Raw genomic sequence first — 19,970 nt, forward strand, 5'->3', positions numbered from 1 at the left:
GAAAGAAAAGGCCCGGATGATACGCCCTCGTACCAACGCAAGCGGCAAAACGCACCGCGTTAAATGGAAAACGCCCCGCCTGGGGCGGGGCATCCGGTGCAGCCGTGTTCCGGGTCAGCGCGCCGTGGGTCTGGCGTACTGGATGGGAACGTCCACGCGCGCTTGCGGCAGCGCCCTCATCAGTTGCGTGCGCGCATGCACGGCGTCCTGGAAGGAAGCGAAGCGCAGCGTGCTGATGTCCATATGGCCGTAGTACTGCGCCGATACAGGCGCGGCAGACAGCCCCGAGACCGCTTGTCGCACGCTGTCGACTGACACTTGCGATACCACCACCTCGTTACGGCTTTCACCCACCACGCCGCGCTCGTTGATGACCTGCGTGACAGCGCTCGACGTCGCGCCGCTCGCCTTGGTATGGATGCCGGTGGACAGCACCTTGAACGACTGCGTTTCGATCTGCACCGAAGGCGCGCTGGCATATTGAGACAGCTCTTGCGCGGACAACCGCTTGCCAACCGTAAGATCCGCAGAAGCCGCAGCGCACGCCGTGGCAACCGACACGAGCGTCACCAGGGCGATAGTTTTGAAAACAGAGGGATTGATCATCTTGAAAGGTCTCCAAACGGGATCACTGGGCGGCGATCACGCGGTACTCAATGGCCAGCGGCGTGGTGAGGGTCACGGACTTCGCGGCGCCCTGCGGCAGATAGGTGGAACAGGCCGTGGTCTGCACGCCCTGCATCGGCTGGTTCGGCACACCGCTCACGGCGTAGACCTCCCACGTGCCGGCGGCGCTCTCGCCATAGAAGGCGTAGCTGCCCAAACCGTAGTTCTGCGCGCTGCTCACGCCGTTGACGTAATAGCCGTTATAAGGCAGTGACAAGGCCGACACCGTGCCCGACGGTGATTTCACGAAGAACCCGACGCTGCCAATGCAGACCGAGCCCGTCACGCGCAATTGCAACGCATCGACCTTGTCAGTGCCCGTGACATTGAACTGCCCGAGCTTTTGCACCGAGCCGTAGTTGAGCTGGCTAACACTGGCAAACGCCTGCGTGAAGTTCGGCACCGTCAGGGCAGCGGCCTTGTAGGCGGTGTATGCCTTGGCCATCTTGACCGCGGCCGATGCGTCAACCAGCCCGAAGCCGTACCACGTGGAATACGCATAACCGGCGCCGTTGGTCTGCCAGCCGTAGTCCAGCCGGGCGGTCGTTGCACCGTCGACGAGGGCGCCGCTGGTGTCGGCCGTCAGTGTGCCGCTGACCAGATCGACCTTGGCGTTGCGGTTGTCGCGGCTACCGTAGTTCCGGTCGATCTGTTTGGCGGTGGCGCGCAGGATTTCACGCACATCGCGCCAGGTCAGATTCGGATTGGCCGAGAGCATCAGCGCGACCACACCGGACAGCGTGGGCGTGGCCGCCGACGTGCCGTTCATGCTTGAGTAGTCGCACTTGGCGTTGTCTTTGGCGTTGGTGTCGGTGCCCGGCACCGCGAAGTCGTAGGTGTCGTCCGTGCCAGCGCGGCTATAACCGCGCGCGCAGCCGGTCAAGTCGGTGGAGAACACCTTGGGGCCGCTGCCGGTTTCACCGTATTTACCGCCGTCGCCGCCTTCGCCACCCAGGCCCGTGATCCAGTTGACGGCGCCCGCATTGGAATAGCTGGCCTTGACGCCGAGCGCGTTGGCCGCGCCCACCACGATGACACCCGGCTCCAGTGCCTCGGTATCGTTGGCCGGGTTTTCGCAACTGATCAGCCCAGACTGGCCGCCAATCGTCGGGCACGTGCGGGTCACGACGCCGTTTTCAACGAAGTTCACGTACTCGTTGCCCGAAGCCTTGAGCATGACCAGGCCGCGCCCATTGCGCAGGCTAGGGAACGCACGCACAGCGGCCAGCGGGGATGCGGCGGTGTCGTATTCCGGCGGGGCGAGCGGGTTTGAACCATAAGACGCGTTGATGATGTGGCCGTTCTTGGACCACGCTGCGCCGCCGTAGGCCGCGGTGGTGTCCGGGTTGGCCGCACCAAGATAGCGCGCACCGCCCAGCGTTGCCCGCGGCGCGATTCCCATCACGCCCTTGCCGTTCTGCGCCGCTGCGATGATGCCGGCCACGTTGGTGCCATGCGCGTCCCGCACGTTGGCGGGAACGTCAGCCGGCGTGGGGTCTTTGGAGTTGTCGTCGAAGTTGTACGTCATGTCCGAGTTGGCATTGGCGTACAGGTCTTCGTTATGCACGTCGATGCCATCGTCCAGCACCAGCACGTTCACACCCTGGCCCTTGATACCGGCGGTGTGCGCCTCTTCCACGTTGATGTCGGTCGTGCCGTTGGCCACCAGGCCGAAGGCGGCGAAGAAGCTGGTGGCCTGCTTGAGTGCCCACTGGTAGGCGTACAGCGGTTCGGTGGCGCCCGTCTGGCAGGCGTACTTGGCGTCGACGCCGGTTTCTGTACAGCCGGATGTTGGCGTGGTGCCGCTGTTGGTGCCACTACCGCTATTGGTTGCGCTGGTGCTGGACGAATCCCCACCGCCGCAGGCGGCCAGGGCTGCTGCTGCGAGCAGCGTCAAGGCCAGCGTTTTTCCCGTCACGATCTTCACGAGACCCCCGTTTTGTCGTTGTGTGTGTGCAGCGGACGGTGTGTCCGCCTGCCCTTCGACCTGGCGACGAAGAGAGCGCACGAGGGCCGTGCACGCCGCCGGCGCATCGGCGCCAATCAGGTCGGGCCGGATGCTCGCACGCACACTGTGGAGGTTTCAACGAAGAATGCGCGGCCAGCCGCGTATCGGTGCGGTTGTCGCGTGAACCTGTCCGCGCGTCTCAGGTGGCACGGGTGGAGGCGATGGGGGAGAGCGTGCTGACGTGGACGGAATGCCGCAGCATTACCGCATCTGCATCACCCAACTGCGCCAATCCTTGTGCTGCACGAAAGGCAGGGCGGCCGCGCGGCCTTCCAGGGCCAGCATGCGGGTTTCGCGCGGCGACATGCCCGATGCCCGGCGGTAGGCACGCGTGAAGTTGGACGCATCGGAGAAACCGTACGTCAGCGCAATCTCGGCCACCGAGCGATGGGTCTGCGAGCGGTCCGCCAGGATGGCGTGGCATTGACGCAGGCGTTGTGCGCGCACGTAATTGACGAAGCCGCCCTCTTGCTCGAACAGGCGGTACAGCGTGGCGCGCGAGATGCCGAAGTGCACCGCCACCCCTTCGGGCGACAGTGCCAGGTCGGCCAGGTTGTCGCGGATATGGCGACAGATGGCGGCGAAGAGGCTTTCGCGCACGGCGGGTGCGTTGGCTTCGGTCACCTGGCAGTTGATGGCCGCAGCGGCCAGTTGCAGCGTGCCGGGCATGACGGCCTGGACCTGCGCGGTCGTCAATTGCCCGGCCGATCGGTATAGCGAGCACAAGTGATCGCGCAGCAGGCCAATCATCGGGTTCTCGCCGCGCAGCACGCGCATGCTGAGTTCGTCGGGCGAGCGCAGCAGGGGCGCCAACAGGCGTCGCGGCACGGCCAGGCTCAAGAACTGGCTGTCAGTGGTGCTGGTGGCCAGCGGTTGCGCGGCATCCACGATGAACAGATCGCCCGGGCGCGTAGCGGTGCCGGTGGCGCCGTCACGTTGGCCGCAACTGCCGGCCAGGTAGTACTGCAGGATGAAGACGTCTACCCCATCGCGGCCAAGCTTGGAGCGCGAGCGGTCGTAGTGCTGCGCTTGGGTGTGGATCATGCCGATGCCCGTCTCTCCGCAGAGATACGCATCCACGCTGGCCCGGAAACCCTGCCCCTCTGGCTTGGCGGCGCGAATGTCGAACAGCACGTTGATGGCCTCTCGCCACGCCGCAAACTGCTGCTCGCGCGGCACGGCACGCGTATCGAAATGAGAGTGGGGCGTTTTGCTCACGATGGGTTCCGGAAGACCGCCGTCATTGTGCAGAAGCCGCGTGACAGTACGGCATGCCCCGGAAGAGGGGATCGCCACGCGGTGTGAGAGGTGCGGGTGGGAAGGCTTTGCATTGGTGCCGGTGCCGCCATGTTGGTGGCCGCGCTTACACCACCGCCAGCTTGGGCCGCTCCTGCCGGGGGATGACCGTGTTGCGTCCGGCGGCCTTGGCTTCATACAGACGCCCATCGGCCAGCCGTATCAGGTCTTGCGGGGTATCGTCCGGCGCGGTGGTGCCGGAATGCACGGCCACGCCAATACTTACCGTCAGCTTGCCGTGCGCGCTGCCCGCATTGGGTTCATCGCTGGCGAGCACGGCGGCGCGGATGCTTTCGGCCACGCGTATCGCGCCGGGCAGGTCCGTATTGGGCAGCAGGGCACAGAACTCTTCGCCGCCGTAGCGGCCGGCAAAGTCGCCGGGGCGCTTGATGCTCTCGTTCACGCAGCGCGCGACATTGCGCAGCGCGGTGTCGCCGGCAGCGTGGCCGTAGCGGTCGTTGTAGTGCTTGAAGTCGTCGACATCGATCATCAGCACGGCCAGCGGCATGCGCGTGCGGTTGGCGCGTCGCCATTCCACATCCAGCGCGGCGTCCAGCGCGCGGCGTGTGCCAAGGCCCGTCAGACCATCGGTATTGGCCAGCCAGTGCAGTTGCTGCTCGATCTCCAGCCGCTTGCGCAACTGCCCGGCAAACAGAATCGACAGCACGATGAACACCGCATCGAGCACCAGCACGATGCCGCCAATCACCCACGTGCGTTGCCACCATTCGGCGTAGATGTCTTGCGTGGCCAGGCCCACCGACACGATCAACCGGTGCTGGGCAATATGGCGGAAGCTGAACAAGCGTTCGACCCCGTCAATGGCCCCGAGGTCGATGTACGAGCCCTCAGGCGTCAGCAGCCGCTTCTGAAAGGCGGGGCTGTCGGCCACGCTTCGGCCGATGAGCTGTTCGTCGTACGGGCGGCGCATGAGCAGGGTGCCGTCAGAGCGCGCCAGCGTCACCGCGGCATGCGGCCCCAGATTGATGCCCTCGAATAACCGGTGGAAGTAGTTCAGCCGCAGCGTGCCGACCACGATGCCGTTGAACTCGCCATGCGGCCCGTTCAGACGGCGGCTCAGCCCGATTGACGTGTCCCCACCGTTGATGCGCGGCGAAAAGGGCTCGCTGATGTACAGGCCGACATCCGAGGCGCCTTGGTGCACCTGAAAGTAATCCCGGTCGCCCACATGAATATGCCGCGCTGGCACCGAGCGCGAATCGACAATCACATCGCCCTTGCTGTCTACCACCAGCAGCGAGCCGACGTCGCGCGCGGTGGTGGATCGGTCGAACAGCACGAACTGCCGGATCTGCGGCGGCAGCGCGACGATGTTCGGGTCCTGCATGCCATCGGTCACGGCTTGCAGCGACAGGTCGTACAGCTCGATGTTGCGGGCAATGTCGCGCTGCAGGATCAGCGAGAGGTTGTCGGCGGCGTCGCGCGCGCGGTCCATGGCGTCGGTGCGCATCTCCCAGAGCGACAGCGCCGTCAGCGCGGCCAGCAACAGCGACAGTACCGACGCACCGACAATCAACAGGGAAGGGTTTCGCAAGAAAGCGCCGCTGGCGCGCTGTAAAGGCATGCGCGTAATTGTGAAAAGATTGAAAACTGCCCGCCTAGACTGTGTACCGGACTCCACCTGCCTATGCAATGAAGCCGGGGGTTTTGTCGGATTCGCAATCGTTTGCGTGTTGGGATTCCGCCGACTGGGCGCACGGCTTGCTGAGAACGGGCTGAGTGGCGCCTACGTTGCACACGACGCGCAAGCCAAAGCAGCACCGGCCCGTGCCACCCTAGCGGACGCGCTTGCCTATGCTGGTCCAGCACCCCTCGGAGATTGGAGAACGCCATGCCTGACGACCGTATTTCGCCCACCCCGGCGCCCGCCAACCCGCATCCGCCGGTGCCGGATTCGCACGACGAAGCGCTGCTGGACGAGGGATTGGAAGAAACTTTCCCGGCCAGCGACCCTGTGTCCGTGGATACCGGCAAGCCCGATGTGGCGCCAAAAGCGCCGGAGGCCGCGCCTAAACCGTAAAATGCAACGGTGTGTCAACTAAACGGCTGCCTTGGCCGTATTACGTCACACCTAAACAACGTGCCGATCCAGCACGTCAATCGTTGGGGGAAAGCCGGTGCGCCAGCCTGTGGCATGCCGCTGCCATCGCGTGCTGGATCTTGCCCTTCTTCCGTTTGACCACGCTGGATGGTGCGCCCCGCCCAGACCAGCCGGACCTTGTTTTGCACCATGTCTGACGCAGCGTCCAACGACGCCAGTCCCGATTCCCGCCGACCACCGGCCAGCCCGGCCAGTGCCGCGCCTGCCAACCCACCACGCGCCGAGTCCGGCTTCGGTCCAGGAGGCTGGTCGCTGATTGGCGTTGTGTTGGTTCTGGGCGCGCTGGTGTTCGACAGCCTGTACGCGCTGCTGGACCACGTGCACTACGCCGATATGGTCGCGGCACTGCAGGCCACATCGCCTGTGCATGTGTGGCTGGCCATTCTGGCCACCGGGCTGAGTTATGCCGCCCTGACCGGCTACGACGCTTCCGGCCTGCGCTATGCCGGGGCACAGGTGGCCCGCGGCACGGTGGCTACCACGTCGTTCATTGCGTATGCACTGGGCAACACCGTGGGACTTGGTGCATTTACCGCCGGTGCGGTGCGCACGCGCCTATATGCGGCAGCCGGCGTCGATGCCGCCCGCGTGACGGAGGCCGTGACCTTTGATGCCGGTGCGCTGGGCGTGTCCACCACTGCATTTGGCGCGGTCGGGCTGCTGTGGGGCGCGCCGCATATCGCCGCCATCACGCATTTGCCGGCTGCGCTGCTGGAGTCGATTGCGCTGCTGGTGCTGGCGGGCGTGGTCGTGCTGCTGGCGCTGTGCATGCGCCGCCGGCACGTCACGGTGCTGGGGCGGTGGGAGATCCGCCTGCCGCCGCCGGGTTTGGCTGCGCGGCAGTTCGTGATTTCCGCAGCGGATCTGAGTGCCGCAGCGGCAGCGTTGTGGGTGCTCATGCCCGCTGGCGCGGTGGATCTGCCGACCTTTGTGGCGTTCTACGCGCTGGCGGTCTCGTTGGGGGTGCTGAGTCAGAGCCCGGGTGGCCTGGGCGTGTTCGAGGCCGTTATCCTGCTCGGCTGCAGCGGCCAGGCACCGCCTGCGGAGGTGCTGGCTGCGCTGCTGCTCTACCGGGCGATCTACTTTGTCCTGCCGCTGGTGGTCGCGGCTGCCATGTTGGGTGTGTTTGAGCTGCGCTCCGGCGCAGGCGCCCCGTTCGGCCGGGCGGCGGTCAAGCTGTCGCCGGGGTTGCTGGCCGCGTTGACGATGGTGGCAGGCGTGATGCTGCTGGTCTCCGGTGTGACGCCAGCGAGTGACGAGGCCGAAGACCTGCTGCGCATGCATGTGCCGCTGTTTGTGGTGGAAGCCTCCCACATGATCGGCAGCGTGGCGGGGCTCATCATGCTGTTCGTCGCGCGCGGGCTGCTGCACCGGCTGGATGCCGCGTGGTGGGCGGCGTTGGTGCTGTCGCTGCTGACCGGTGTGCTGGCGCTGCCCAAGGGCATTGCCGTGTCCGAGATGGTGGTGCTGGTGACGCTGGCGGTGCTGCTGGTGATCTCCCGGCGGCAGTTTGATCGGCCGTCGTCGTTGTTCTCGCAGCGGCTGGAACCGGGCTGGATGATCGCCATGGTGTGCGTGTTTGCCGCCTGCGTGTGGATCCTCTTCTTTGCGTATCGCGAGGTGGCCTACGCCAACCAGCTCTGGTGGCAGTTCACGTTTGACGGCGATGCGCCGCGCTCCATCCGCGCGCTGATGGCGGTGGCCGTTACGGGCCTTGGCTGCGGCATGTGGCAGCTCTTTCGCAAGGAGCCGGGCGCAACGACGTTCCCGAGCGACGAAGAACTCACCCGCGCCGCCGAGATCGTCCGCAAACAGCCCGCCGCCGATGCCGCGCTTGCGCTGATGGGCGACAAGAGCCTGCTGTTCTCGCCCTCGGGTAACGCTTTCATCATGTATGCGAAGCAGGGGCGCTCTTGGGTGGCGTTGTCCGACCCGGTGGGCGCGCAACAGGAATGGCCGGAACTGATCTGGCGCTTTATCGAGATGGCCGATGCACATGGCGGCCGCGCGGCGTTCTACAAGACGCGCCCGCAAACGCTGCCGCTGTATCTCGATGCCGGCCTGCGCGCCTACAAACTGGGCGAAGAGGCCTACGTGTCGCTGCCCGAATTCAGCTTGAAGGGATCACGCCGCGCCAATCTGCGCCATGGCGTGACGCGCGGCGAGCGCGAGGGCTTGTCGTTCGAGATCGTGCCGGTGGAAGGCGTGCCAGCCGTGCTGGATGAACTGCGCGCCATCTCCGATGCATGGCTGCGCAACCAGAACGCGCGCGAGAAGGGCTTCTCGCTCGGCGCGTTTGAAGACCGCTATGTGCGCAGCCAGCCCGTGGCCGTGGTGCGCCGCGAGGGCAGCATCCTCGCCTTTGCCACATTGATGTGCCCCGATGTGCTGCGCATTGAGGCGAGCGTGGACTTGATGCGCCAGCGCGCCAATGTGCCGCCGGGCACGATGGATTTCCTCTTCGGCAAGCTGATCCTCCACTTTCAGGCGGAGGGGTATCAGCGTTTCGGGCTAGGCATGGCGCCGATGTCGGGCATGGTCGAGCATCAGCTTGCACCGCGCTGGCATCGGTTCGGACGGATGATGTTCCGCCACGGTGCGCGCTTCTACAATTTCAGAGGGCTGCGCAGTTTCAAGGACAAGTTCGAGCCGGTGTGGGAACCCCGCTATCTGCTCGCACGCGGCGGGTTGGCGCCGCTATTTACATTGACGGACGTTGCCGCGCTGATCGGCGGCGGGCTGAAGGGAGTGATCTCCAAATGAGTGGGCAAGCACCGCGCACGCCAGAGGCGCGGCTCAGGGGAGTATGCATTGGCGCGCAGAATGCGCAGCGCAAGGGTTGGCGCTGGGCTGCGCATGCCAGCGCGATTGGGTTGGTACTGGTCACGGCATGGGCTATGGCCGCCGATGCGCCCAAGGCTGCGCCGGTGCAGGGGCCTGTGCTGGTGCCGCCGGTCGGCATGACCGGCGCCAGCGGCGTGATGGCAGCGCCCGCGCAAGGCGATGCTCCGCTCCGCGTGCAGATGGGCGCCGCCGCCGTCACCGCCAACAAGGCCGCCAACGGCGGTGTGCTGTCGCTGCCTGTGGTGGCCCCGGCAACCGCTACCGCCGCACCCGGCGCGGTGGAGTTCGTCACGCACGGCCGTTTTCGCGATGTGCCGGTCTACAAGCCCAAAGGCGAGATCCGCTCGGTCGTGCTCATGCTGTCGGGTGACCAGGGCTGGACGCCCGCCACATCGCGCATGGCGCAGGCGTTGGCGGAGCAAGGCGCGCTCGTGGCCGGGCTGTCGACCCCCGCGCTGTTCTCCAGCCTGGAAGCCGATTTTGGCGACTGCGCCTTCCCCGATGGTGACCTCGAAAACTTCAGCCGCTTCCTGCAGGCCTATGAAAAGGTGCAGGGCTACTACCCGCCCATCCTTGTGGGGGACAACGAAGGCGGTGCGCTGGCCTACGCCATGATTGCCCAGGCGCGGCCGAACATTTTTGCCGGCGCCATGTCGATGGAGTTCTGCCCCGTGCTGGAGCTGCGCAAGCCGTTGTGCAAGGGCGAGGGCATCCACTTCAGCCGCCGCCAGAGCGAGAGCCGCACCACGGCCAAACGCACCAAGCCGCCGGAAAACGCCGGCGTGGTGCTGCTGCCGGCCACCAAGCTGTCGGCGCCGTGGGTGGCGCTGCAATCGGGCACGTTGACATCGTTTGCACGCCGCTCGGGCCCGCTGTGCGAGGGCCGGGCCACGCAAACCTTCATCGATACGATTTCGGGGGCGCAGTCGGTGGTGTTGCCGCCGGCAGCAGGTGCTAACGCACCGCCTGTCACGGCAAGCGAGCCGTTCAAGGCCGCTTTTGCCAAGCTGGTGGCACAGCGCAAGCCGTTGCCGCCGCCACCGCCTGCCGCCGTGTCGGACTTGCCGATCATCGAAGTGCCTGCGCAGCCGGGCACGTCTTCCGAGTTCTTTGCCGTGCTGCTGTCGGGCGACGGTGGCTGGGCCGGCCTCGACAAGGAGGTGGCGGCGGCGCTGTCCAAGTCGGGCGTGCCGGTGGTCGGCATCGATTCGCTGCGCTATTTCTGGACGCCGCGTACGCCGGCTTCCGCCGCGGCGGACATGGACCGCCTGGTGCGCTTCTACGCCGCGCGCTGGAAGAAGCCCAAGGCGCTGCTGATCGGCTATTCGCAGGGCGCGGATGTGCTGCCCTTCATCGTCAACCGTCTGCCGGCCGCATCGCGCGAGCACGTTGCACTGGCCGTGATGATGGGCCTGGGCAAGCGCGCGGACTTTGAATTCCATATGACCAACTGGGTGTCGAGCAGCAGCGCCGGGCTGCTGATCCTGCCCGAGATGCAGAAGCTGCCCACAGGGCTCGGCATGTGCATCTACGGCAAGGAAGAGAAAGACACCAATTGCCCGGGCCTCGACCCGAAGCAGATCCAGCTCGTCAAACTGCCGGGCGGCCATCACTTTGATGGCGACTACGCCAAGCTGGCGCGCATCATCCTCGACGGTGCGCGTGTGGCGGGTAACGCCTCGCGCTGAGGTCAGCTGACCCCATCTGACCCTCGCCGTGCCCGGTGTTATGGCAGCGTAACGTCGGGCACCCGATGACGCGGCATAATGCCAGCGCCAAATAACACGGTCGGGGGATCGGATGGCAGTCTTGGGGACGTTTTTCGGGCTGGCTGCCGCAGTGATTGCGGTGCTGGTCTTGGCGACGATGCTGGGTAGTGTCCGGCGCGGCCGGCGCGAAACCTATATCCGGAACTACGCCTGGCCGCCAGGACTGCTCGAGCGCTTCACCGAGAAGCATCCCACCTTGAGCACCGCAGAGCGCGAGCAAGTGGTGCGCGGGTTGCGCCAGTTCTTCATCGTCCACTTGCGCAGCGACTGTGACTACGTGTCGATGCCCTCACGCGTCGTCGATGACCTGTGGCACGAGTTCATTCTCTACACGCGCGAATACCGCGATTTCTGCAGCCGTGCGTTCGGCAAGTTTCTGCATCACCTGCCGTCGGCGGCATTGTCGCCGGTGCGCAAGCAATCCAACGTCGGGTTGCGGCGGACCTGGTGGTGGGCTTGCAAGGATGAGTCGATCAATCCACGTAAGCCCACGCGCCTGCCGCTGCTGTTTGCGATCGACCACCAGCTCGCCATTCCCAAAGGCTTCTACTACGTGCCCGATTGCGCCACGATCCTGCCCGGCGGCGAGGTCATGCAGTGCGGGGCGGATTTCGCCAGCCGCCGCATCGATGGCAGTACCGAGGGCTTCGGCACCGCCACCAAGCGCCGCAGCAGCGGTTGCAGTAGTTGTTCAGGTGGTTCGAGTTGCTCGAGCTGCTCCAGTTGCAGTAGCTGTAGCGGTGGGGGCGGCGGCGATTAGGCAGGCTGTGCACTGTCTGCCAGCGACTGCACACACTCGTCCACGCTCAACTCGTGCAGCATGGCGGGCTGCAGGGTCTCGTCGGTGGCGCGTTGCAGGGCGGAGAGCGCGCGCGGCTTGAGCCGCACGAACATCAACCGCAAACCGCGCGCCGCACATTCGGCGGCAAAGATGCGTAGCGCTTCGATGGCGGAGCCGTCCACGTCGGGCGTTTCCTCCAGGCTCAGCATGATGGTGTGCAGCGGCGGTTCAGGCTGCGCCTTCAGCAGCGCGCGCACCTGACCCAGCACGCGCTCCGTGTTGGCGAAGAACAAGGGCACTTCGGGCCGTGCGATCAGCACACCGGGCAGCGGTTTGGCTTCGGGGTGCAAGGACACATCGACAAAGTCGTGGCTGTTGCGCAGGCGGCCGAGCACGCTCACGTTGGGTTCAGACAGCTTGCGCAGCGTCAGCAGCAGGCTCACGCCAATCGCAGCCAGCAAGCCATGCAGCACGCCCAGTACCAGCACGGCCAGCAGCGCGGCGATCACGACCAGCCGATCCCGATGCCACGTCCAGTACGGCTTGAACACGCTCGGATGCAGTGAGTGGCTGACGGCAAAGATGACGATGGCCGCTAGCACCGGCTCGGGAATGCGCGCGAGCTGCGGCAGAAACAACCACACGATCAGCGCCACTACGGCCGCCGCGCACAGCCCGGCCAGGCGTGATTGCGCACCGGCCGCCTCGTTGGCGGAGGTGGCGGAATACCCCGCGCCCACCGGCATGCCGTGCAGCAGACCCGACAGCAGGTTGGCGCAGCCCAGGGCGACAAGGTCGCGGTTGGCGGAAATGCTGTCGCCGTGCTTGAGCGCGAAGTTGCGGATCGAGCCATACGACTCGGCATAGAGAATCAGCATCAGCGCAAAGCCGAGCTCCGCGCTCTGCATCCATTGCGCGCGGTTGAGATCGGGCACGCCCACGCTGATGTTCTGCAAATCGATATGGCCGACCACGGCGATGCCATAGGCGTGCCAGTCAACCCAGTAGCCGCCGGCAATGGCCAACACGATGACGACCAGCGTCGCCGGAATGCGGCCGCCCCAGCGCGCGAGGCCGAACAGCAGCGCGAGTGCCGCCGCCCCCAGCGCCGTGCTGTAGCGGTTGGCGTTGGCGGCGCTGGTGATGAGCTCCAGTGCAATGCGTGGCGTGTCGCTGTGGTGTACCGCCACGTCGAGAATCTTCGGGAGCTGCTTGACGGCAATCGTCAACGCCAGCCCAAACGTGAAGCCGCGCAGCACGGGTCGGGCGATGAAATCCGACATGCCGCCCAGCCGTGCCGCGCCCGCCAGGATGAAGAGCACGCCCGTTGCGATGATGAGGGCGGCTGCCAGCGTGAGTGCGGTCGCGCCATTGGTGCCGGGCTCGGACAGCACCGTCGCAAACAGCACCGCCGCCGATGAGGATGTGGCCGAGACGATTGCAAACCGGCTCGTGCCAACCAGCGAATACACCACCAGGCCGCACAGCAGCGCGATCAACCCGGCTTGCGGCGGCAGGCTGGCGATGCCTGCATAGGCCACCGCTTCGGGCAGCAGCAGGCCCGCAATCGAGAAGCCGGCAATGATGTCGCGCAGCACGCGTTGCTGGGTTGGCAGGGGCGGGGTGCCCAGCGGGGCAAAGCGGTCGGGGTGTTGCAGCGCGGTGGCGGGGTGTTCGTAGCGGGGTGGCATGCAGTGCGGCGGTCGGGCAATGAAACCGTGATACGGACAGCAGAAAAGGAAGACGCCGCGACCCAACCGGGCCGCGGCGTGCGAGCTGGCTTGCCGGCGTGGCTTACTTGGCGCAGCCCTTGCCGTGGCTCGGGCGCATGCCCTGGGCCTTGGCGTCGGCCTCGCTCAGGTATTCGCCCTGCTTGGTCTTGCCGTAGTAGCGGTCGCCCGGGCAGTGGTAGACCTTGGTGGCGGCGTTGGCCCACACCTTGTCAGGGCCGCCACCAGGGGCGACGGTGGCCGCTGCGCCTGCTGCCGGCTTGGCGGGGGCAGCTGCTGCGGGTTTGGCCGGTGCGGCGGGTGCCGGGGCTGGGGCCGCTGCTGGAGCGGCAGCCGGTGCGGCTGCGGTCGCGGCCGGAGCGCTGCCCGCGCTGGCTTTCTTGTCGACGCCGCCGTGGCCACGGCAGGCGCCCTTGAGCGTCGCGCCGCTGTATGGCGTGCCGTCCTTGCAGACGGCGTGGACGGCAGCCGGTGCCGCCGCTGGTGCGGTGGCTGGCGCGGCCGTGCCCTGTGCAAACGCCGAACCCATCATCAGCGCACCCACCGAAAACATCAACGCAGACAGTTTCATATCGAGACCCTCAACGAGGCACGGAATACGTGCGTGATCGAATAACGCCAGCCGGCAGCGCGCGTTGACCAAACCGAGGGTTTGTCTGGGGACAAACCACTCGGCATAAGGTGTGGCGTTAACGATTGCGCAACAGTTCGGGCGTTTCTAGCCAATGCACGCGCACGGCGTGCGGCGCAAGCGTCATCCAGCATAGGCGAGATCACTCCGCAGGGCGAACCAGAGCCGCTTACGGGGCTTTTACGGGTTCGGTACGACCTTGCGAATGAGGTTGTTGGCTCGTTCTGCGACATACAGGTTGCCGTTTGCATCGACGGTGATGCCGGACGGCTCATTGAACGTCGCGGTACTGCCGTCGCCGTCGTTGCTGCCGGACCAGCCCGAGCCAGCCAACGTGGCGACCACGCCGGCCGGCGTCACCATGCGGACCATGTTGTTGCCGTCATCGGCGACATAGAGCACGCCGTTGGTGCCGATCGTCATCTCGGCCGGCGCCAGGAACGTGGCCGCTGCGCCAACACCGTCGTCACTGCCGCAAGCGCCGGAGCCGGCCAGTGTGGTGACGACGCCCGCGGCGGAGATCTGCCGAACATCGCAGTTGAACCACTCTGCCACGTACAGCGTGCCCGACGGCGCGAGTGCGATGCCCGAAGGGCCGTTGAAGGTAGCGAGCGCTGCAGCGCCGTTGTCCATGCCTGCGGTGGTTGAGCCGGCCAGCGTGGTGACCACGCCGGCGGGCGTGATCTTGCGGATCATGTTGTTGCTGTAATCGGCCACATAGACGTTTTCGTTTGCATCCACCGCAATACCAAACGGGTTGTTGAACGAAGCGCCTGCGCCGATACCGTCGGTGCTGCCGGCGGTTGCCGAACCCGCAAGCGTGGTCACGATGCCGCCGGGCGTGATCTTGCGAATGTCGTTGCCGTAAAACTCCGTCACGTAGACGTTCCCGCTGGCCGCCACGGCAATGCCGGTGGGGGTCAAGAACTTGGCGCTGTTCGCCATGCCATCGACATGGCCCGGGCTGCCCGTGCCGGCCAGGGTCGTGACGACGCCACTCGGCGTGATTTTGCGAACGACATGGTTGCCGTAGTCCGCCACGTAGAGGTTGCCCGAGGCATCCCGCGCGATACCGCTCGGCTGCCGGAACGAGGCGACCGATCCGGTGCCGTTGAGAAAGCCTGCCGTGGTGGACCCAGCGAGGGTCGACACCGTCGACGGCGCGACGGTACACGTCACGCTGACGTTGCTGACGTTGCTGACGTTGCCACTGGCCAGCCCGCTGCCGTTTGCAACGGAGCACGACTGCCAGAGCGGTTTGGCGTTGATCGAGACCGCATACGCACCGCCCGCCGCTACGGGTGCAGAAAAGCTGAAGGTGCCGTCGGCGGCTTGAACGACCGGATCGGTACCGTTGTTGACCAACGTGAGGCTTCCATAATCGAACAAGCCCGCGACCGTGCCCGCAATCGTGTAACTAGACGGAGTTGCGGGAGGAGTGGAGGGAGGAGCCGTAGGGGGTGTGGTAGGCGTCCCTGGGCCAGTCGGTGTTCCGACAGGCGTCGTGGGTTGCGCCGCACCAGGCGGCACATCACTGGTGGTGTCACCGCCGCCACCGCATGCGGCAAGGGTCAGGCAAATCGGAATCACTTTCAGAAGCCGAGCGCGCGCGGAAGTCATGGAGAGGTAGCGGAAAAAATCAGAGGGAGTCTCGGCTGCTCTACCCGCTGCCGCATGGCGCGATGATGCAACGCCACTTCAGGCGATTTAAAGCAAACGTTTAATCGCTTTTGTGCGTGAATCGTTTTGCGGGGAATACAAGACCTGGCAATCAATCGGCGCGGGATGCGCGATCTGTAGCCTTCTCTTTAAAAGAAAACGTTTGCATGCGGGTTTCTTCCCAAGCCGCGTAGAGGGCGCAGGGCGAAACCTTCAGACGAAGCTGTCCAGGCCCCGCACCAGGCGTGTAGCCAGGCGAGGTTGTCGCAGTTGTTCGAGCCACCATTGGAGTGCGCGGCCTTCGCCGTCTGCGCTGCGGCGCCAGCCGACATAGAGCAGATTGGGCTCGCGTGGGTCCGTGGTGTGCTTTTCCACCAATTCACCGCGAGCCAGTAGCGACGCCACGCGATGCTTCGGTAGCCAACCCACGCCAAGCCCGTCGCGCTGGGCGAGCGTCTTGGCGCGCATGCTGGGCACGGCCAGCGTTGGCTGTCCGCTGAGCATGCCGTAGGCGCGGCCTGCTGTGGCCCGTGCCGAATCGGCGACCACCACGGCGCGATGTCGGGCAATGTCCTCGCGCGTGAGCGGCGCTTGAATGGCTGCCAGTGGATGCCGTGGTGACACGGCAAACACCCACTCCACCACGCCCAACTCGAACCACCCGAGGTTGGGGATGGAAGGCGGTTCATTGGTTGCCCCGATGACGAGATCGGCGCGCCCATCGCGCAGCGCCTCCCACGTGCCGGCCAGCACTTCGTGCGTTACCCGCAGCGTCACGCCGGATTGCAGCGCATCGAACGCATGCATCACAGGCATCAGCGATTCGAATTCCAGCAGTTCGTCCGTCACGATCCAGAGCCGGTCTTCCCAGCCGTTGGCCACCTGCCGCACACGCTGCGTGATGCGCGACACGTCCTGCGCCAGCCGTGCCGCTTCTTCGGTGAGGAGCAGCCCGGCGCGCGTGAGTTGCAACCGATAGCGGCGCCGATCAAAGAGCAGGGCATCGAAGCGTTGCTCCAGTTGCCGCGCTGCGTACGACACGGTGGAGGGTGCCTTGCCCAATTGCGCGGCTGCGCGCGACAGGCTGCCCGTCTGGCGGATGGCTTCCAGCAGCGCCAATTCTTCGTCCGTCAACATGTGCAATTCCTTCGAACATGTTCATCGTGCGCATCGTATGGCAAACCGCTTGCCCGCGTCCACACTGCAGTCACGCGATTGTTCAAGTTCAATTTTCGCGAATTTTCCAACCCAGAGGACATCATGAATCGCTTCGAAGGCAAGACCGTTCTGGTCACTGGCGGCAACAGCGGCATCGGCCTGGCAGCCGCCCAGGCATTCGCCAAGGAAGGCGCCCGCGTGGTCATCACCGGGCGCGATGCTGCGGCGCTGGAAACGACACGCGCCACACTCGGCGCCAGCGCTCTCGCCATCCGCAATGAAACGGGCACCGTGGCCGCCGCGCGCGAGCTGACACGTCAATTGCAAGAGGCCGACGTGCGCCTGGATGCCGTGTTCATCAACGCCGGCATGGCCAAGCTTGCGCCGTTCCCGGAGATCGACGAGGCGTTGTGGGATGCAACGTTCAACGCCAATGTGAAGGGTGCGTACTTCCAGATTCAGGCGCTGCTGCCCCTGCTCAACAAGGGCACGTCGATCGTGCTGAACGGCTCCATCAACGCACACATCGGCATGCCGAATTCATCGGTGTATGCAGCGAGCAAGGCGGCGCTGATCTCGCTGGCGAAGACGCTGTCGGGTGAGCTGCTTGGCTCGGGCATCCGCGTGAACGTGGTGAGCCCCGGCCCCGTGACGACACCGCTGTACGGCAAGCTCGGCATGGACGCCGACACGCTGGCCGCCACCGCCGCGCACATTCAGAGTCAGGTGCCGCTGGGTCGCTTTGGCCGCTCGGAAGAAATCGCCTCGACGGTGCTGCATCTGTCGGCGCCTGAATCGGCGTTCATCGTTGGCACGGAGATCATTGCCGATGGCGGCATGAGCCAGCTTTAAACCGATCCGTTGGCGCACGGCCGGAGCGGCGGAAATCAGAAGCTGTGTGTGACGCGCACGGCCACCGTGCGGCCCGCCTGAACGGGGATGAAGTTGCCGGACTGCGCGTTGCCGTACGCGTGGATATTGAAGAGGTTGCGCGCAAAGAGATCGACGCTCCAGGCCTTCTGATGCCAGAAGAGGCTGGCGTCGACGCGCACGAAGCCGGGCATGTGGAATGGGGTGTCGCCATAACACGGGGCGCTGCGCTGCCCGGTTACGCCGAGTCCAACGCCTGTGCCTTTCCACTGGCCGGCCTGCGTGGTGTAGGTCGCCCACAGCGACCCGTTCAGGAGGGGCGTCTGCGGCAGGAACCCTGTGCTCAGCGTGCCGGATACGCGAGACAAGGCCACCCACATCGATGTGTCCAAGCCCGGCAGCACGGTGCCCTGCATCGAAGCTTCCAGCCCTTCGCTGCTCTGTTGCGTGATTTGTGTGTCGAAGCCGGGGGGCGCGACATCTACCAGCCTTACGTTGTGCGCATCGATGCGATACAGCGCTGCCTGCATCGTCAGCGCGCGGTTGGCATCTGCCCAGCGCAGCCCGGTCTCCAGTTGGCGACTCCGCTCGGGTTGCAGGGCCTCGCCCGTGTCAAAGTAGCCAGTGTTGATGCGGAAACCGCGCGCGTAGTCGGCAAACCATGCGGTATGCGGCGTCAGCTTGTAGAGCAGGCCCAGGGACGGCGTCCACGCAGAGCCCTGAAGCTGTGCGTGCGGCAGTTTGGCGACGTAGTTGTTCACGTACAGAGCGCCGGACACTTCCCAGCGGGCGCCAATCGCAACTTGGTCGCGCATGCGAAACACGGATTGCCGTATCGATTGCGAGACCTGAATGCCCGGCACAAACGTGGCCGGTGGCAGTGGGACTGGTGCGAACGGGTTCTGAGGCATTACCATCGGCGCCGCGGCCATGGCCATATCCTGCCGCTCGTGGAACTCATCCCAACCGAGTGTCAACGCGTGCTCGAACGGCCCATGTGCGAACTTGCCCGTCAGTTCGTTCGAGATGGCCCACGCGGTGTTGTCACTGCGGTCGCCCAGATTGAACGTCAACGTGGGTGCCGTGTTGTTGGCCACCGGCACCAGATGCCAAAGCACAGATTCCTCAGTGAGCGTTTCGTACATGCCACGCGAGTGCACGGCCCAATCGCCTGTCAGATCGCGCGATAGCTTGTAGTAGGTGCGAGTCCCGCGGGCGTGCACGTTGTCGTCGGCGTTGCCCAGCGGGCTTTGCATGGGCAGGCGGACGGGTGCGCCATCGAGTGCAAACGTAGCCGGCGGTATGGGCCGGCGGCCCTCGGCGGATTCCAGCCCGACCGTGACTTCGGTGGCGGCATCGTGCCATCCGAGTGCCGCAAGCCCGTAGGTCTTGCGGCGACCGGCGTATCCCGAATCGCTGTTGGCCGTGGTGTCCTCCAGCGCCACCGCCCTGTAGGAGAGGTCGGTCGACCCGATCGGCCCGGCCAGATCTGCCACGGCCTTGCGCTCGGCATGCGAGCCGATCTCCACAGACACGGTTCCCCGAGGCGTCACCGTCGGGGCTCGCAGATTGGCATTGATGGCGCCCACGGCAGTCGGCACACCGCCAATGTCAGCATGCGTGCCCTTGATCACGGAAACATCTTCCACGGCCTCCATAGGCCGCAGCGACGCGATTTTGTCCGGTTGACCATCGACCAAGGTCTGCCCTGTCATGAAACCCCGTGTCGCGTACCGTGGGTTGGCCGTCGGGTCGAGCGACATGGACGTGACACCGGCCAGCGACAGCGCATCACCAATCGAGGGCGCATTCTGGCTGACGAGCAAATCTCTGGGGAGTGTGCTGACGGCGTGGGGCACCGTCGTAATGGGCATCTCGACGTGCTTGATCGAGGCCGTTGTGAAGACGGCAAAATCGCCGTTCGCCCGTGCATGCACCTCAGCTGGCGGGAGGGTTCCGAGGTCGTGCGGTCCGTCGGTTGCGCGCACGATGGTCAGCGTGTGGTCGGGCAACGTGGCGAGCTGCAGGCCGCTGTCTTTGAGTGCCAGTTGCGCCGCCTGTTGGGCCGACATGGTGCCCTCGATCGGGCCCGCCACCAAGCCGTTCGCGAGGCCGGAAGGAAACGACACGTGTTGGCCGGACACGCGGGTGATCTCCATCAAGACGTGCTCGAGCGGTGCGCGCTCGATGGAGAAATCCCAGGTGTCCGGCGGTGCAGCATGGACGGATTGCACCGCACGCACCGCGAATAGCGCGGCAAGCCCAAGTCGCCGCACCCGATGCAATACAGGGTGCGTGCGTGGACGCGAGCTGGCCGGCGCTGCAGGGCATGCGATGGCTCTAGGCAATCGCACAGTGGCAATGCAAGCGAAGACCTGGCCAATGCTGCGAGCGATGCAGCGGCACTGCGTATCCATCCCGCCCAACCGCTTAGAG

At 65.5% G+C, this 19,970-nt stretch carries 14 protein-coding genes; 5 read left to right on the forward strand and 9 right to left on the reverse strand.

Annotated elements, in window-relative coordinates; genetic code table 11:
* Positions 1-114: 114 nt before the first annotated feature.
* The 4 genes from ACN9M1_RS25915 to ACN9M1_RS25930 all read right to left on the reverse strand — a co-directional run bounded on the left by ACN9M1_RS25915 (position 115) and on the right by ACN9M1_RS25930 (position 5,555).
* Positions 115-606, reverse strand: coding sequence for a hypothetical protein (locus ACN9M1_RS25915; protein ID WP_426399725.1), 492 nt, complete (start codon positions 604-606; stop codon positions 115-117).
* A gap of 22 nt (positions 607-628) precedes the next feature.
* Positions 629-2,593: a S8 family serine peptidase gene (locus ACN9M1_RS25920; RefSeq protein ID WP_426399726.1), complete on the reverse strand. Its 1,965-nt coding sequence runs from the start codon at positions 2,591-2,593 to the stop codon at positions 629-631.
* 282 nt (positions 2,594-2,875) lie between these two features.
* Positions 2,876-3,892: a helix-turn-helix domain-containing protein gene (locus ACN9M1_RS25925; protein WP_426399727.1), complete on the reverse strand. Its 1,017-nt coding sequence runs from the start codon at positions 3,890-3,892 to the stop codon at positions 2,876-2,878.
* Positions 3,893-4,037: 145 nt separating this feature from the next.
* Positions 4,038-5,555: a sensor domain-containing diguanylate cyclase gene (locus tag ACN9M1_RS25930; protein WP_426399728.1), complete on the reverse strand. Its 1,518-nt coding sequence runs from the start codon at positions 5,553-5,555 to the stop codon at positions 4,038-4,040.
* Positions 5,556-5,822: 267 nt separating this feature from the next.
* On the opposite strand from ACN9M1_RS25930, the gene ACN9M1_RS25935 reads away from it, so the two are divergent.
* The 4 genes from ACN9M1_RS25935 to ACN9M1_RS25950 all read left to right on the forward strand — a co-directional run bounded on the left by ACN9M1_RS25935 (position 5,823) and on the right by ACN9M1_RS25950 (position 11,465).
* The gene (locus ACN9M1_RS25935) at positions 5,823-6,011 is read left to right on the forward strand and encodes a hypothetical protein (RefSeq protein WP_426399729.1); all 189 of its coding nucleotides are present in this window, start codon (positions 5,823-5,825) and stop codon (positions 6,009-6,011) included.
* 210 nt (positions 6,012-6,221) lie between these two features.
* The gene (gene mprF, locus ACN9M1_RS25940; RefSeq protein WP_426399730.1) at positions 6,222-8,855 is read left to right on the forward strand and encodes a bifunctional lysylphosphatidylglycerol flippase/synthetase MprF; all 2,634 of its coding nucleotides are present in this window, start codon (positions 6,222-6,224) and stop codon (positions 8,853-8,855) included.
* Entirely contained in the window at positions 8,852-10,624 is a 1,773-nt protein-coding gene (locus ACN9M1_RS25945; RefSeq protein ID WP_426399731.1) for a virulence factor family protein, read from the forward strand. Before mprF ends, ACN9M1_RS25945 begins: the two co-directional genes overlap by 4 nt.
* A 121-nt stretch (positions 10,625-10,745) precedes the next feature.
* Positions 10,746-11,465, forward strand: a complete 720-nt coding sequence (locus ACN9M1_RS25950; protein ID WP_426399732.1) for a glycine-rich domain-containing protein — start codon at positions 10,746-10,748, stop codon at positions 11,463-11,465.
* On the opposite strand, the gene ACN9M1_RS25955 is transcribed toward ACN9M1_RS25950, so the two are convergent.
* The 4 genes from ACN9M1_RS25955 to ACN9M1_RS25970 form a co-directional block, all read right to left on the reverse strand.
* Entirely contained in the window at positions 11,462-13,177 is a 1,716-nt protein-coding gene (locus tag ACN9M1_RS25955; RefSeq protein WP_426399733.1) for a SulP family inorganic anion transporter, read from the reverse strand. The genes ACN9M1_RS25950 and ACN9M1_RS25955 overlap by 4 nt on opposite strands.
* A gap of 103 nt (positions 13,178-13,280) precedes the next feature.
* Positions 13,281-13,787, reverse strand: coding sequence for a signal peptide protein (locus ACN9M1_RS25960; protein WP_426399734.1), 507 nt, complete (start codon positions 13,785-13,787; stop codon positions 13,281-13,283).
* Between the two features lie 240 nt (positions 13,788-14,027).
* The gene (locus ACN9M1_RS25965) at positions 14,028-15,236 is read right to left on the reverse strand and encodes an NHL repeat-containing protein (RefSeq protein ID WP_426399735.1); all 1,209 of its coding nucleotides are present in this window, start codon (positions 15,234-15,236) and stop codon (positions 14,028-14,030) included.
* A 483-nt stretch (positions 15,237-15,719) separates the two neighbouring features.
* Complete coding sequence (locus tag ACN9M1_RS25970; protein WP_426399736.1) at positions 15,720-16,643, reverse strand: LysR family transcriptional regulator; 924 nt, start codon at positions 16,641-16,643, stop codon at positions 15,720-15,722.
* Between the two features lie 123 nt (positions 16,644-16,766).
* Here ACN9M1_RS25970 and ACN9M1_RS25975 point away from each other — a divergent pair, with 123 nt between their 5' ends.
* Entirely contained in the window at positions 16,767-17,516 is a 750-nt protein-coding gene (locus ACN9M1_RS25975; RefSeq protein ID WP_426399737.1) for an SDR family oxidoreductase, read from the forward strand.
* 35 nt (positions 17,517-17,551) lie between these two features.
* On the opposite strand, the gene ACN9M1_RS25980 is transcribed toward ACN9M1_RS25975, so the two are convergent.
* Complete coding sequence (locus ACN9M1_RS25980; protein WP_426399738.1) at positions 17,552-19,768, reverse strand: TonB-dependent siderophore receptor; 2,217 nt, start codon at positions 19,766-19,768, stop codon at positions 17,552-17,554.
* Between the last annotated feature and the right edge of the window lie 202 nt (positions 19,769-19,970).

Origin of the sequence: Ralstonia sp. R-29 (assembly GCF_049913345.1) — a bacterium.
Classification (GTDB): Bacteria; Pseudomonadota; Gammaproteobacteria; order Burkholderiales; family Burkholderiaceae; genus Ralstonia.

Coding starts and splice junctions, on each gene's coding strand:
- ACN9M1_RS25915 (WP_426399725.1), bottom strand. CDS start 606: ATGATCAATCCCTCTGTTTTCAAAACTATCGCCCTGGTGACGCTCGTG.
- ACN9M1_RS25930 (WP_426399728.1), bottom strand. CDS start 5,555: ATGCCTTTACAGCGCGCCAGCGGCGCTTTCTTGCGAAACCCTTCCCTG.
- ACN9M1_RS25935 (WP_426399729.1), top strand. CDS start 5,823: ATGCCTGACGACCGTATTTCGCCCACCCCGGCGCCCGCCAACCCGCAT.
- mprF (WP_426399730.1), top strand. CDS start 6,222: ATGTCTGACGCAGCGTCCAACGACGCCAGTCCCGATTCCCGCCGACCA.
- ACN9M1_RS25945 (WP_426399731.1), top strand. CDS start 8,852: ATGAGTGGGCAAGCACCGCGCACGCCAGAGGCGCGGCTCAGGGGAGTA.
- ACN9M1_RS25955 (WP_426399733.1), bottom strand. CDS start 13,177: ATGCCACCCCGCTACGAACACCCCGCCACCGCGCTGCAACACCCCGAC.
- ACN9M1_RS25960 (WP_426399734.1), bottom strand. CDS start 13,787: ATGAAACTGTCTGCGTTGATGTTTTCGGTGGGTGCGCTGATGATGGGT.
- ACN9M1_RS25970 (WP_426399736.1), bottom strand. CDS start 16,643: ATGTTGACGGACGAAGAATTGGCGCTGCTGGAAGCCATCCGCCAGACG.
- ACN9M1_RS25975 (WP_426399737.1), top strand. CDS start 16,767: ATGAATCGCTTCGAAGGCAAGACCGTTCTGGTCACTGGCGGCAACAGC.